The sequence below is a fragment of the Sphingomonas sp. NFR15 genome, assembly GCF_900103265.1.
GTDB classification, from domain to species: domain Bacteria; phylum Pseudomonadota; class Alphaproteobacteria; order Sphingomonadales; family Sphingomonadaceae; genus Sphingomonas; species Sphingomonas pollutisoli.
The window spans coordinates 72921-86445 of record NZ_FMWX01000007.1 but is presented as its reverse complement, the minus strand read 5'-3'; the positions used below and the strand labels follow the sequence as shown (position 1 = coordinate 86445).

15 protein-coding genes are annotated in these 13525 nt (G+C 68.4%); 7 read left to right on the top strand and 8 right to left on the bottom strand.

Going from position 1 to position 13525, the window contains the following annotated elements:
- Positions 1-5: 5 nt before the first annotated feature.
- The 3 genes from BLS81_RS15555 to pgi form a co-directional block, all read right to left on the bottom strand.
- The gene (locus BLS81_RS15555; RefSeq protein WP_093225234.1) at positions 6-374 is read right to left on the bottom strand and encodes a type II toxin-antitoxin system VapC family toxin; all 369 of its coding nucleotides are present in this window, start codon (positions 372-374) and stop codon (positions 6-8) included.
- Positions 371-562, bottom strand: a complete 192-nt coding sequence (locus tag BLS81_RS15550; protein WP_093225483.1) for a type II toxin-antitoxin system VapB family antitoxin — start codon at positions 560-562, stop codon at positions 371-373. The genes BLS81_RS15555 and BLS81_RS15550 overlap by 4 nt, the downstream gene beginning before the upstream one ends.
- 135 nt (positions 563-697) lie before the next feature.
- Positions 698-2188, bottom strand: a complete 1491-nt coding sequence (gene pgi / locus BLS81_RS15545; RefSeq protein ID WP_093225233.1) for a glucose-6-phosphate isomerase — start codon at positions 2186-2188, stop codon at positions 698-700.
- 107 nt (positions 2189-2295) lie between these two features.
- Between pgi and lepB the strand changes: the two genes are divergently transcribed.
- Together lepB and rnc are read left to right on the top strand one after the other, a co-directional pair.
- Positions 2296-3156: a signal peptidase I gene (gene lepB, locus BLS81_RS15540; protein ID WP_093225231.1), complete on the top strand. Its 861-nt coding sequence runs from the start codon at positions 2296-2298 to the stop codon at positions 3154-3156.
- The gene (gene rnc / locus BLS81_RS15535) at positions 3153-3824 is read left to right on the top strand and encodes a ribonuclease III (protein ID WP_093225230.1); all 672 of its coding nucleotides are present in this window, start codon (positions 3153-3155) and stop codon (positions 3822-3824) included. The genes lepB and rnc overlap by 4 nt, the downstream gene beginning before the upstream one ends.
- 94 nt (positions 3825-3918) lie before the next feature.
- On the opposite strand, the gene BLS81_RS15530 is transcribed toward rnc, so the two are convergent.
- Complete coding sequence (locus BLS81_RS15530) at positions 3919-4929, bottom strand: glycosyltransferase family 2 protein (protein ID WP_093225482.1); 1011 nt, start codon at positions 4927-4929, stop codon at positions 3919-3921.
- Positions 4930-5078: 149 nt separating this feature from the next.
- On the opposite strand from BLS81_RS15530, the gene BLS81_RS15525 reads away from it, so the two are divergent.
- Positions 5079-5495 carry a Rieske (2Fe-2S) protein gene (locus tag BLS81_RS15525; protein ID WP_093225228.1) on the top strand — a complete coding sequence of 139 codons (417 nt, stop codon included), beginning with the start codon at positions 5079-5081 and terminating at the stop codon, positions 5493-5495.
- A 10-nt stretch (positions 5496-5505) separates the two neighbouring features.
- Here the strand turns inward: BLS81_RS15525 and BLS81_RS15520 are convergent, their stop codons facing one another.
- Positions 5506-5943, bottom strand: coding sequence for a hypothetical protein (locus BLS81_RS15520; RefSeq protein ID WP_143023372.1), 438 nt, complete (start codon positions 5941-5943; stop codon positions 5506-5508).
- Between the two features lie 144 nt (positions 5944-6087).
- Between BLS81_RS15520 and gor the strand changes: the two genes are divergently transcribed.
- From gor to BLS81_RS15505, 3 genes are all read left to right on the top strand, one after another.
- Entirely contained in the window at positions 6088-7437 is a 1350-nt protein-coding gene (gene gor, locus BLS81_RS15515; RefSeq protein WP_093225225.1) for a glutathione-disulfide reductase, read from the top strand.
- 76 nt (positions 7438-7513) lie between these two features.
- Positions 7514-9547, top strand: coding sequence for a M13 family metallopeptidase (locus BLS81_RS15510; RefSeq protein WP_093225224.1), 2034 nt, complete (start codon positions 7514-7516; stop codon positions 9545-9547).
- Between the two features lie 183 nt (positions 9548-9730).
- Positions 9731-10495: a helix-turn-helix domain-containing protein gene (locus tag BLS81_RS15505; protein ID WP_093225222.1), complete on the top strand. Its 765-nt coding sequence runs from the start codon at positions 9731-9733 to the stop codon at positions 10493-10495.
- A gap of 126 nt (positions 10496-10621) precedes the next feature.
- Here BLS81_RS15505 and dprA read toward each other — a convergent pair whose 3' ends face one another.
- Positions 10622-11704 carry a DNA-processing protein DprA gene (gene dprA, locus BLS81_RS15500; RefSeq protein WP_093225221.1) on the bottom strand — a complete coding sequence of 361 codons (1083 nt, stop codon included), beginning with the start codon at positions 11702-11704 and terminating at the stop codon, positions 10622-10624.
- A complete protein-coding gene (gene plsY / locus BLS81_RS15495) occupies positions 11697-12305 on the bottom strand; it encodes a glycerol-3-phosphate 1-O-acyltransferase PlsY (RefSeq protein ID WP_093225219.1) in 609 nt (202 codons plus the stop codon). The genes dprA and plsY overlap by 8 nt, the downstream gene beginning before the upstream one ends.
- A 118-nt stretch (positions 12306-12423) precedes the next feature.
- On the opposite strand from plsY, the gene murI reads away from it, so the two are divergent.
- A complete protein-coding gene (gene murI / locus BLS81_RS15490) occupies positions 12424-13221 on the top strand; it encodes a glutamate racemase (protein ID WP_093225480.1) in 798 nt (265 codons plus the stop codon).
- Here murI and BLS81_RS20830 read toward each other — a convergent pair.
- A complete protein-coding gene (locus BLS81_RS20830) occupies positions 13218-13367 on the bottom strand; it encodes a hypothetical protein (RefSeq protein ID WP_176787195.1) in 150 nt (49 codons plus the stop codon). The genes murI and BLS81_RS20830 overlap by 4 nt on opposite strands.
- Positions 13368-13525: the final 158 nt, after the last annotated feature.

Below are 13525 nucleotides of genomic sequence, written 5' to 3'. Positions count from 1 at the left end.
TCTGCTCAGGGCAGGTCGGCGGCAATACCGAGTTCGGCGGCAATCGCGCGCAAGCGTTTATCGCGTGTCCAAAGCGTCGAGCCTGCCGTCAAGCGCACGCTCGCCAGCAAATGGGCGTCGATATAGCCGATGCCACGCCCATGCAGGCTATGGCGCGTGATGAAGCCGATCGTTTCCGCGGTGTCGGCCACCACCGCCAAGGGTAGATCCTGCAAGGCGGCAAGGATCACCTCTCGTTGGCGCAGGCTCCCAAGGGCCAGTTCGCCAATGACGAACGGATGCGCCAGTACCCCGTTGCGCTCCAGCAGCGCCGTCAGCGCCGCATCGCCGCCGCGTAGATGATCGATCCAGACCGAACTATCGACCAGAATCATTCGGCACGGCGGCGCGGGGCTGCAACGGCTTCAGGTTCACTCCCGCCAAGGCGCGCGAGGCGGCGGGCGCTCTCGCGTTCGATCAGCGCCGTCAGCGCTTCGCGCACCAGCGCCGACTTTTCCTTGAGGCCGGTGAATGCCTGCGCCTTGGCGACCAAATCATCGTCGAGAGCGAGTGTGGTACGCATCGAAACCTCCATCACAGGCACGACAATAGCATCGAATGACGCCCGATTCCATGCAATACCCGTCAGTTCAACGGCAGCAGGCGTGGCCCATTGGCGAAAGGGATGAGGGCGAGTGGTAACCACCCGGCCCCGAGATCACCCGAACGCGCGCTTGATGAGGTCTGCGGTCGAGACGTCGAACTCCTGCCCGCCCGCATCCGCCGCCTTGGCCATTTCCTTGCCGAGCTCGACTCCGAACTGGTCGAACGAGTTGATGCCGAGCAGCACGCCGCTGACGAACGTGCGATGCTCGTAGAAGGCGATCAGCGCGCCCAGCGTGCGCGCATCGAGCGTGTCGAGCAGGATCGTCGAGGACGGCCGATCGCCCGAATAGGCGCGCGCCTTGTCGGCATTGTCGCGGCCCGCCATCAGCGCGGCGCCTTGCGCGAACGCGTTGAGCAGCAACTGGCGGTGGTGGTCTTCGCTCAGCGTATCGCCCGGCTCGATCACCGCGACGAACTCGACCGGCACGAGATGGGTGCCCTGGTGGAGCAACTGGAACACCGCATGCTGCGCATCGGTGCCGACACCGCCCCAGGTGATCGGCGCGCTCGGCCGGGTGAGCGGCGTGCCGTCGATCGTCACGCCCTTGCCGTTCGATTCCATTTCGAGCTGCTGGAGGTACGACGGCAGCAGCCGCAGCCGCTCGTCATAGGCGAAGGTCGCACGCGTCTCGCAGTGGCGGACCTGCGCGTAATAGAGATCGGCGAAGGCGGCGAGGGCGGGCGCGTTCTCGCCGAGCGCGGTCAGCTTGAAATGCCGGTCCATCTCGGCCGCGCCTTCGAGCAGCTCGGCGAACTCGTCCCAGCCGAGCGCGAGCGCGGCCGGAAAGCCGATCGACGACCACAAGGAATAGCGCCCGCCGACCGATTCCGCGAACGGCAGCACGCGGGTCTCGTCCACGCCCCACTCGACCGCCTTGTCGGGATCGGCGGTCAGCGCGACGACCCGGCCGTACACGTCCTCGACACCGCCTTCGGCCATCCATTGCAGCACGCTCTCGGCATTGAGCATGGTCTCCTTGGTGGTGAAGGTCTTGGAGGCGACCACCAGCAGCGTCGCGGTCGGATCGAACTTGGCGAACGCCTCCTCAAGCGCGGCGCCATCGACGTTGGAGACGATCGCGACGTCGTAGCGCCCCGACTCGCGCCCCAGCGCATCGACGAGCAGATCGGGGCCGAGCGCCGACCCGCCGATGCCGACATGCAGGATATGCTCGATCGGCCCGAGCGCCTCGCCCTCGATCGCGTCGATCAGCGCGCGCATGCGGGCGTGGAGCGCCTGCGCCTTGGCGACATCCTCCTCGGCGCCCTCGCCGCGCTCGGCGACGTGCGTGACCGAACGGCCCTCGGTGGTGTTGATGACCTTGCCCGCGAACAAAGCCTCGCGCTTGCCGGCGAGATCCTGCGCCTTGGCGAGCGCCTCGAACGCGGCGACCGCATCCTTGGTGAGATGCGTCTTCGACCAGTCGAAATGCAGCCCGGCGACATCGAGGCTGAAGCTGTCGAGCCGCCCCGCGTCCGCGGCGAAGAGATCGGTGAGCTTGGTGGCGGGGAGCTGTTCGATCGCGGTCCAGTCGGCAGGCATGGGCACCTCGGTATTGGGGGTAGGAACGGTTGGTGAGATCGTCCTAGTCGCACCACTTTGCAACCGCCAGCTTGACGCGCCGGCCCGCCCTGCCCAAAGCCCCGAAAATGTCCGATACCGACTCCACTCCGGCGCAGAACAGGGCCAGGGCGAAGAAACCCCGGTCCGAAACGCGCGAGACGCTCAGCTTCCTGCTCAAGCTGGCGGTCGTCGTGCTGGTGTTCCGCAGCTTCGTCTTCGCGCCGTTCAGCATCCCGAGCGAGTCGATGATGCCGCGCCTGCTGATCGGCGACTATCTGTTCATCTCCAAGTGGAACTACGGCTATTCGCGCTGGTCGCTGCCGTGGGGCTGGCCGCTGATTCCGGGGCGCATCTTCGGGCGCGATCCGGCGCGCGGCGACGTGGTCGTGTTTCGCGGGCCGCCGGGTGACGATGTCGACGTCATCAAGCGCGTGATCGGCCTGCCCGGTGACACGATCCAGGTTCGCCACGGCCAGGTGATCCTCAACGGCGTGCCCGTCCCGAAGCAGCGCATCGGCGATTTCCTGCTGCCGCTCAGCCCCAATTACGGCACCGATGCGTGCGAAACCCAGTTCCAGGATGTCGATGCCGGGGGCAAGCCGGTCTGCCGCTACATGCAGTTCCGCGAGACGCTGCCGAACGGCAAGAGCTACGACGTGCTCGACAAGGGCGAGATGCCCGACCGCGACGACACCAAGGTCTATAATGTCCCCGCCGGCCATGTCTTCGTGATGGGCGACAACCGGGACAACAGTTCCGACAGCCGCTTCCCCGCACCCGCCGACGCGCTGCCGGGCGAAAGCAGCGGCATGGGCTATGTCCCGCTCGAACGGATCGAGGGCAAGGCGGTGGTCGGCTTCTGGTCGACCGACGGCTCGGCCAACTGGCTGCTGCCCTGGACCTGGTTCACCGCCGCGCGGTGGAGCCGCATCGGGGCAGGCTTTTGAGCGGCGACGCGCTCGCGGCATGGCTCACCGAGATTCTCGGCCACGCGCCGGTCGATCTCGCCACCTTTGAGCGCGCGCTGACCCACGGCAGCCAGGCGGCGGCGAATTACGAGCGGCTGGAATTCCTCGGCGACCGCGTGCTCGGCCTCGTCATGGCCGAATGGCTCTACGCGCTCTACCCCAAGGAGCCCGAAGGCGCGCTGTCGCGGCGGCTCAACACGCTGGTGACGGGCGCCGCCTGCGCGGATGTCGCGCGCGCGCTCGGCGTGCCCGCGCACCTACGCCTCGGCAAGCAGGCCCGCGACGACGGCGCCTCGGACAGCGACAATGTGCTCGGCGACGTGATGGAGGCGCTGATCGGCGCGCTGTATCTCGAAGCGGGTCTCGAAGCCGCGCGCACCGCGATCCGCAGGGCTTGGGGCGACCGCCCCACACGCGCGACGGCGGCGCCGCAGCACCCCAAGTCCGCGCTCCAGGAATGGGCCGCCGCGCACAACCGCAAGGCACCGAGCTACGAGGTGATCGACCGCTCCGGCCCGCACCACGCGCCCCGCTTCATCGTCAAGGCCGCGCTCGGCAGCTTCGCCGAGGTGCAGGCTGAAGGCGGATCGAAGCAGGAGGCCGAAACGGCGGCGGCGGCGGCGCTGCTGGCGAAGGTCACGGCTTAGCCATTTTCCCCCAACACCGTTCGTCCCGAGCGAAGTCGAGGGGCGTGCCCCAAGCGCAGGTGCCTCGACGTCGCTCGGCACGAACGCGTTGGGATCAGGCGTCCGCTGCAGCCTCGCCCGAAACCTCAGCCGCCGGCACCGCGCTGAACCCCAAGGTCGCGTGGCCCCGCACCGGGCCGGCGACATCGGCGACAAGATACAGCGGCCGCCGCTTCGATTCGACATACAGCCGCCCGAGATATTCGCCGATCATGCCGAGCACGAACATCTGCACCGCGCCGAGCAGCACCACCACCAGCATCGTCGAGGTCCATCCCGCCACCGCCGAGCCGGTGAAGAAGCCGACCGCGATATAGACGAACAGCAGCAGCGACAGCCCGGTCAGCACCAGCCCGGCATGGCTGGCGAGCCGCAGCGGCGCGGTCGAGAAGCCCGTTACCGCGTCGAGCGCGAGACGGATCATCTTGCCGAGCGGATAATTGGTCTCGCCCGCGAACCGCTCATGCCGGTCATAGGCGAACGGCACCTGCCGGAAGCCGACCCACGCGACCATCCCGCGAATGAAGCGCGCCTGTTCGGGCAGCGCCAGGAACGCGTCGAGCGCGCGTCGGCTCATCAGCCGGAAATCGCCGGTATCGAGCGGGATCGCGGTGTCGGTGACGCGGTCGAGCAGCCGGTAGAATGCCGCCGCCGTCGCCTTCTTGAACAGCGATTCGCCCGCGCGCTTGCGCCGCACCGCATAGACGACATCGGCTTGCTGCTCGGTCATCACCCTGCGCATATCGGTGAGCAGTTCGGGCGGGTCTTGCAGATCGGCGTCGATGATGAGGATCTGCTCGCCCGCGCACAGATCGAGCCCGGCGGTGAGCGCGAGCTGGTGGCCGTGGTTGCGCGACAGGTTGATCGCGACGAGATGCGGGTCGGCGGCGGCGAGCCGCTGCATCACCGGCCAGCTCTCGTCCTTCGAACCGTCGTTGATGAACAGGATCTCGAAGTCTTCGCCCACCGCCGCCCGCGCGGCGGCGGAGACGCGCGCATGGAGCTGGTCGAGACAGGCGGCCTCGTTGTAGCAGGGGATCACGATCGACAGGGCGGGGCGTTTCATCGCAGTGCGCATAGCGCCTTGCCCGCCGGATTCCGATGCCGAAAATTGCCTCACCGCGCGCCACTCCCCCGCATTTCCCCAGTGTCGCCGCGCCGATAGCATCGCACCGGTTTATAAAGGATAAGGCCCCGCTTTCGCGAGGATATCCCATGCCAGCCGACACCCGCCTCTACGCCACGCCGCCGGGACTGAGGCTGAGCGCGCTCGCCGACATCGCCGATGGCGCCGCGCGCGGGTTCCGGCTGGACTTGAAGGGCGGCCGGTTCGACGGCTTCGTGGTGCGCAGCGGCGACAGCGTGACCGGCTATGTCGATCTGTGCCCGCACGCCGGCGTGCCGCTCGCCGCGCGGCCGGACGGATACACGGTCCACGCCGTCTCGACCGGCCTGCTGGTCGCCTGCACATGGCATGGCGCGCTGTTCCGCGTGGAGGACGGCGTCTGCGTGGCGGGGCCGTGCGTCAAGCAACGCCTGCGAAGCTGGCCGGTGGGCGTGCGCAAGGGGATGGTCGTCACCGCCCGCGCCGGCCCCGCGCCCTGGTGGTGGCGGCTGTTCGGCCGGGTCTAGGACGCCGGCGTCAATTCGCCGGCGGGGCCGCCACCGCGCTCACCTTGTGGAACCGGCAGGCCTCGGTGCCGTCGCCGATGTGCGAGGGATCGAAAATCACGTAGGAGACGGGATTGTCCTCGCCGACCACATTGACCTGAACCTTGCCGCCCGCGACCTTGTAGGAATCGACCGGCGTCGGAATGTCCTGAGCGGCCGAGCCGGTGCGGTGCATCACGCGCATGTCCTCGGTGAAGGTCAGCCGGTTGTAGATACAGGCGAGCCCGTCATCCAGCTTCCAGTCACCGATCAGCGGATTGTTGGGATCGGGGTCGATCGGCGATTCGGTCGGGTTGGGCGTATCGGTCTGCTCGGCGACCTCCTGCTGCGGCGCGGCATCCGTCTGTGGCGTGCTCTGCTGACACGCGGCGAGGGCCAGCAGGCCCAACAGGCACGGAATATGGCGCATCGACTGTCTCCTTGAAACGACCACGCGGCACTATCGACCGCTTCCCCAGGGCGCCCCGGCACCCTACCTATGCGCTTCGATACAGGAAAGCGGGCACGCGACAATGCGCTTTCGAAGCGATGTCGCGCGGTCTAGGAGCCATGCATGACCGACAGCTATGATTATGATCTCTTCGTCATCGGGGCGGGCTCGGGCGGGACGCGTGCCTCGCGCGTCGCCGCCGCCTACGGCGCCAAAGTGGCGGTGGCCGAGGAGTATCGCGTCGGCGGAACCTGCGTTATCCGCGGCTGCGTGCCCAAGAAGCTGCTCGTCTATGGCGCGCATTTCGCCGAGGATCTCGCCGATGCGCGCCGCTTCGGCTGGAACGTGCCCGATTGCGATTTCGACTGGAAGGTGCTGACCGCCAACGTCTTCGAGGAGGTCGATCGGATCAATCAGGCGTACACCTCGACGCTGACCAACAACAAGGTCGAGATCATCAACGATCGCGCCGTCATCACCGGCCCGCACGGCATCCGGCTCGGCGATGGCCGCGAGCTGACCGCGCGCCGCATCCTCGTCGCGACCGGCGCGACGCCGTCGGTGCCGAACTGCCCCGGCCACGAGCTCGGCATCACCTCGAACGAGGCGTTCCATCTCGATGCGGTGCCCAAGCGCATCGTCATCGCCGGCGCGGGCTATATCGCCAACGAATTCGCCGGCGTGTTCCACCAGTTCGGCGCGCACGTGACGCTCATCAACCGCACCGACGTGATCCTGCGCGGCTATGACGAGCAGATCCGCGACCGGCTGCTCCAGATCTCGATGATGAAGGGGATCGACTTCCGCTTCCACGCCGATTTCCGTGGCATCGAGAAACAGGCCGACGGCAGCCTGCTCGTGTCGATGACCGGGCACGATCCGATCGAGACCGATTGCGTGATGTTCGCGACCGGGCGCGATCCCAACACCAAGGGACTCGGGCTGGAGACCGCCGGCATCGAAGTGGACGCCAAGGGCGCGATTCCCGTCAACGACGCGAGCCAGACGTCATGCGAAAGCATCTACGCGATCGGCGACGTCACCAACCGCGTCCAGCTCACCCCCGTCGCGATCCGCGAGGGGCAGGCGTTCGCCGACACGCTATACGGCAACACCCCGCGCACGGTCGATTACGACAACATTCCGTCCGCCGTGTTCAGCCATCCGCCGATCGCCGGCGTCGGGCTGACCGAGGGGCAGGCCAAGAACAAGTTCGGCTCGGTCAAGGTCTACACCTCGGATTTCCGGCCGATGAAGAACGTCCTCGCCGGCCGCAACGAACGCGCATTGTACAAAATGGTGTGCGACAGCACGACCGACCGCATCCTCGGCCTCCACATGATCGGCCCCGACGCGCCCGAGATCCTGCAGGCGGCGGCGGTGGCGGTGAAGGCCGGCCTCACCAAACAGGCGTTCGACGATACCGTGGCGCTGCACCCGACGATGGCCGAGGAACTCGTGCTGCTGCGTTAGGCGCGCCTTCGGCTGGGGATTGCCGCCGGGCCGGCGCACCGCTATCCTCCACTAATACAGTTAGGTGGGGAATTTCATGCGCTTATCCGTTCTGCTCCGCACATCGGCGATGCTCGCCCTCGCGGTCGCCGTCCCGACGGTCGCGGCACCCGCCGCCAAAACCGCTTACGGCGATTTCGGCGTCGATCTCACCGCGCGCGATCCGGCGGTGAAGCCCGGCGACGATTTCTGGGCCTATGCCAATGGCGGCTGGGACAAGAAGACCGAAATCCCCGCCGACAAGGCCTCGACCGGCGCGTTCGTGCTGCTGCGCGACGCGTCCGAGGCGAACGTCCGCACCATCCTCGACGACATGGCCGCCAACCCCGCCAAATACGGCGCGACCGGGCAGCAGGTCGGCGATTTCTATGCGACGTGGATGGACACCGCCGGGATCGAGGCGAAGGGCACCGCGCCGCTCAAGCCGTATCTGGCCAAGATCGCCGCGGTGCAGGACCGCGCCGGGCTGCAGACGGTGTTCGCGAGCGTCGGCTATGCCACGCCGGTCGAGATCGGCGTGATGCCGGGCCTCGACGATCCGACCCGCTACACCGCCATCACCGAACAGGGCGGCCTCGGCATGCCGCGCGACAATTATCTGCTCACCGGCGAGAAGTATGATGCGTTCCGCAAGGCGTATCGCGCCTATATCGAACAGATGCTCACGCTCGCCGGCATCGACGGCGCCAGCGCCAAGGCCGATGCGATCTTCGCGCTCGAGACCGCGATGGCGAAAGATCAATGGTCGCCCGCGCAGAGCCGTGACATCGCCGCGCTCAACGATCCCGAGGATATCGCCGGGCTGACGCGCAAGGCGCCCGAGTTCGACTGGGCGCTGATGCTCCGCACCGCTGGGCTGGAGAACTCGCCCAAGGTGCTGATGATGCAGAACACCGCGCTTACAGCGATGGGCAAGATCTTCGCCGCGACGCCGGTCGCGACCTGGAAGGACTATCTCGCCTTCCACTTCGTCAGCGATCACGCCAATTATCTGCCCAAGGCGTTCGACGACGCGCGCTTCGCCTTCTACAACCGCACGCTGTCGGGCGTGCCCACGCAGCGCGAACGCTGGCGGCGCGGCGTCGCGCTCACCAACGACGCGCTTGGCGAGGCGGTCGGCCAGCTCTACGTCGCACGCTTCTACCCGCCCGCCGCCGAGGCGCAGATGAACGAGCTGATCGAGAATCTGCGCGGCGCCTATCAGACGCGGATCGAAAAGGCGGCGTGGATGGACGCGCCGACCCGCCAGGCCGCGCTCGCCAAGCTCGCCGCGTTCGAGCCGCGCATCGGCCACCCCGGCAAATATATCGACTATTCGAGCTTCAAGGTCGTACGCGGCGATCTGCTCGGCAATGCGATGCGCTCAGGCGAATTCGAGCATCAGCTCGAACTGTCGCGCTTCCCCAAGCCGGTCGATCGCACCTTGTGGGAGATGACCCCGCAGACGGTGAACGCCTATTACAACCCGCTGATGAACCAGATCACCTTCCCGGCGGCGATCCTGCAGCCGCCGTTCTTCGATCCCAACGCGGATGCGGCGGTGAACTATGGCGCGATCGGCGCGGTGATCGGCCACGAAATGGGCCACGGCTTCGACGATCAGGGCGCCGGCTTCGGCCCGACCGGCAAGTTCGAGAATTGGTGGACGCCGACCGCCAAGACGCAGTTCGAAACCCGCACCGCCGCGCTCGCCGGCCAGTATGACGCTTATGAGCCCGTCCCCGGCACGCACATTCAGGGCAAGCTCACGCTCGGCGAGAATATCGGCGATCTCGGCGGGATCGAGGCCGCCTATGCCGCCTACCAGCGCTATCAGGCCAAGCACGGCAAGGCCAAGGTGATCGACGGCCTCACCGGCGACCAGCGCTTCTTCCTCGCCTTCGCGCAAGCCTGGCGCGGCAAGACCCGGCCGGACGCGCAGCGCCAGGCGCTGCTCACCGATCCGCACAGCCCGGTCTATTTCCGCGCCAACGGCGTCGTCCGCAACGTCGACGCCTGGTATGCCGCGTTCGGCGTAAAGCCCGGCGACAAGCTGTACCTGCCGCCAGCCGAGCGCGTGCATATTTGGTGACACTGATCCTCCCCGCTTGCGGGGAGGTGGCGCGCGCAGCGCGACGGAGGGGGCTTCCTCGAACGATACCGTTTGGGGAAGCCCCCCTCCACCAGCCTGCGGCTGGTCCCCCTCCCCGTGCCGGAAAGGATACAGATTTTTTGGGGTGGTCGCGGCGATACCCCGGTCATAGGCCGAGCAGGCATGACGACGCCAAAAACAGGGTTTGACGCGCTCACCGAGAAGGAGAAGCAGACGCTTCGCCTCATCGTTCGCGGGTACGACGCCAAGTCCATCGCGCGCAGTCTCGGGCTGTCAGTCCATACGATCAACGAGCGCCTCCGCGATGCCCGGCGCAAGATGGAAGTATCGAGCAGCCGCGAGGCCGCGCGCATGCTGCTGGAGGCCGAAGGCGGCGACATCGTCCCTTCCGCCCCCGATACGGTTGGGGACACGGAAATCGGGGCAGACGCGACCCGCCTCGGGCGCGATCAGGAGACCGCGCCGATCGCCGGCGCAGGGCAGGCATACCGCCGCCCAATCCTCTTTGGAGTCGTGCTCATGACGCTCGTTCTCGGTCTCGCCTTGCTCGCCGCGCTGCCCCAGGCGTCATCTCCCCCAACGTCCGCTACCGAGACGCCGGATGCGGCGGCGGTGGACACCGCGCGCCAATGGCTTGCCTTGCTCGATCAGTCACGGTGGGACGAGAGCTACCGCGCGACCGGTACCGCCTTTCGCAATCATAACAGCTTGCAGAGGTGGGCCGCTGCCTCCGAACAGGCGCGCACTCCGCTCGGCGCCATGCTGTCCCGCACCTTCGTCAGCGAGGAGTTCCTCCCCGCCCCGCCCTCCGGCTATCACGTTACGAAGTTCCGCACCCGCTTCGCCAACGAAGCCGAAGCGTTGGAGACGGTCACGCTCGATCGCGAGGATGGCCATTGGGTCGTGGCAGGCGTGACGATCGGATAAATCCTCCCCGCTCGCGGGGCGGGGGACCAGCCGCAGGCTGGTGGAGGGGGGCTTCCCCAAAGGATACCGTTGGTGGAAGCCCCCTCGGTCGCGCTGCGCGCGCCACCTCCCCGCTCGCGGGGAGGATCAGATCAGGCTCACCCGCCCGCCGGCGTGCCGCTCCAGCCGCCCGGCCAACTCGAGCTCCAGCAACACCACCTGCACCACCGCAGGCGCGGCACCTGACTGGCGGATCAGCTCGTCCACCGCGACCGGCACCGGCCCCAGCAAACCGGTAACCACCCGCCGCTCATTCTCGCTCGCATCCACCGCGACCGGCGCATGGAAGCGCACCCCGCGCGACCGTACCCCGCGCGCGTCGATCGGGCGGATCGCCTCGATCACGTCCGCCGCCGCTTGGATCAGCGTTGCGCCCTCGCGGATCAGCCCGTTGCAGCCTTGCGCGCGCGGGTCAAGCGGGCTGCCGGGCACCGCCATCACCTCGCGCCCCGCCTCCCCGGCCAGCCGCGCGGTAATGAGCGAGCCCGAGCGCGGCGCGGCCTCGACCACCACCGTCCCCAGCGAGGCGCCGGCGATGATGCGGTTGCGGTATGGGAAATGCCGCGCGCGCGGCTCGGTGCCGGGCGGCTGTTCGGCGATCAGCAGGCCCTCGCACGCGATCCGCTCCTGCAAGGCGGCATTCTCCGGCGGATAGACCACGTCGATCCCGCCCGCGATCACCCCGACGGTGCCACCCTCGATCGCGCCGACATGCGCCGCCGTATCCACCCCGCGCGCGAGACCCGACACCACCGTCACGCCCTCGCGGCCGAGTTCGGCGGCGAGCTGGCGCGCGAAGCGGCACGCCGCCGCCGAGGCGTTGCGCGCGCCCACCATCGCCACCGTGTCGCGCGCGAGCAGCGCCGCGTCGCCGCGCACCATCAGCGCGGGTGGGGCGTCGTCGAGCTGCGCGAGCAGTTCGGGATAGTCGGCATCCTCGATGAACAGGTGCCGCGCGCCGAGCTTGCGCGCGGCGGCGATCTCGCGCTCGGCCGTCGCCGCCGACGCCACCACCGGCGCCCGCCCGCCCCCGCGCGCGGCGAGCGCCGGCAGCGCCGCGATCGCCGCCGCCGCATCGCCGAACCGCGCGATCAACTGCCGATAGGTGACCGGGCCGATCGACGCGGCGCGGATCAGCCGCAGCCGCGCGATCGACGCGGCATCAGCCACGCGCTTTGCCGCCGACCCTCGGCTCGGTGCCGTCGAGCAACCGCTCGATATTGGCGCGGTGCTTCCACAACACGAGCAGCGCGCAGGCGATCAGCAGCGGCACATGGTCGAACTTGTCGAAGAACGCGGCGGCGACCGGCGCACTCACCGCCGCCGCCATTCCCGCCACCGAGGAAATCCGCAAGGCCCCGAGCAGCCCGAGCCACACCGCCGCATAGACCAGCCCGACCGGCCAGTGCAGCGCGAGTGCCACGCCGAGCAGCGTCGCCACGCCCTTGCCGCCGCGAAAGCGCAGCCACACCGGATAGAGATGCCCGACGAACGCCGCCGCCGCCGCGATCACGCCCGTGCCCGGCGAAATCGCCTCGGCGATCGCCACCGCCGCATAGCCCTTCAGCGCATCGAGGATCAGCGTCGCCGCCGCCAGCCCTTTGCGGCCGGTGCGCAGCACGTTGGTCGCGCCGATATTGCCCGATCCGATCTGGCGCAGATCCCCGGCACCGAAGGCGCGCGTCAGGATCAGCCCGAACGGAATCGAGCCGAGCAGATAGCCAAGCAGCAACACGCCCGCCGGCGCACCCCAGAGATATTCGGTCGGCATGATCGGATCGTTTCGCCCCCAGACGCCACCGCTTCTAGCGAACCCGGCGCGCCCGCGCCATTGCTCTTCATCAAGCGCGACGATTGTCAAATCCGTGGCCGGCGGTATGGCGCGGGCGATGGTGGATACGCGCCCGATCCTGTTCTTCGATTCCGGTGTCGGCGGCCTCTCGGTGCTAGCGCCGACGCGCGCGCTGCTGCCGCGCGCGCCCTTCGTCTATGTCGCCGATTCGGCGGGCTTTCCGTATGGCACCAAGACCGAGGCGGAGATCGCCGCGCGCGTGCCCGCGCTGCTCGGGCGGCTTGCCGAGCGCTACCGCCCGCGCCTCATCGTCATCGCCTGCAACACCGCCTCAACGATCGCGCTCGGTGCGGTGCGCGGCGCGCTCGATCTGCCGGTGGTCGGCACCGTGCCGGCGATCAAGCCCGCGGCGGAGGCGAGCGCCACCCGCGCGATCGGCGTGCTCGGCACCGACGCGACCGTGCGCCAGCCCTATGTCGATGATCTCGCCGCGCGCTTCGCCGCCGATTGCCTGGTGCTGCGTCACGGCTCCGCCGAGCTGGTCGCGCTCGCCGAGGATGCGTTGCGCGGGCGGGCGGCGCCCCCGGGGCGCTACCGCGCGATTCTCGCCGGTCTGCTCGATCAGCCCGGCGGCGACCGCATCGACACGATCGTCAACGCCTGCACGCACTTCCCGCTGGTCGCGGACCAGCTCGCCGCCGCCGCGCCGCGCCCGCTCACCTTCGTCGATGGCTCGGCCGGGATCGCGCGGCGGATCGCCTTTCTCACGCAGGATCAGAGCTGGCCGGAAACGCCCGGATCGGGCCGCGCGGTGTTCACCGGCGCGGGTGCCGAAGATTTGGCGCTCCGCCCCGCCCTCGCCCGCTTCGGGCTCGCCGAAGCCGAGTCGCTTTAGCCGCGCGAGTCGCGAAGCGCCGCGTAGCGTTCGGCGAGCTCGGCATGCACGCGCCGCGCCAGCGGGTCATCGGATCGCGCCACCACGGCCCGTTCCTGCGCCGCGCGTCGCGCGTAATAGCGGGAGTTCTCCTGTACGTCGTCCATGACCGCGCCTCCGCATCGCGAGCCTAGCCGCATTCGGAGAAGCGCCGGGCGGCGCTTCGGATCGCAGGCTTGCTCGCGACTCGATGCCCTGCGATATTCGCCTTCATAGCAGGATCTGACCGAAACGGATTTGATCCAGAACAAGATGATTCCGGCGT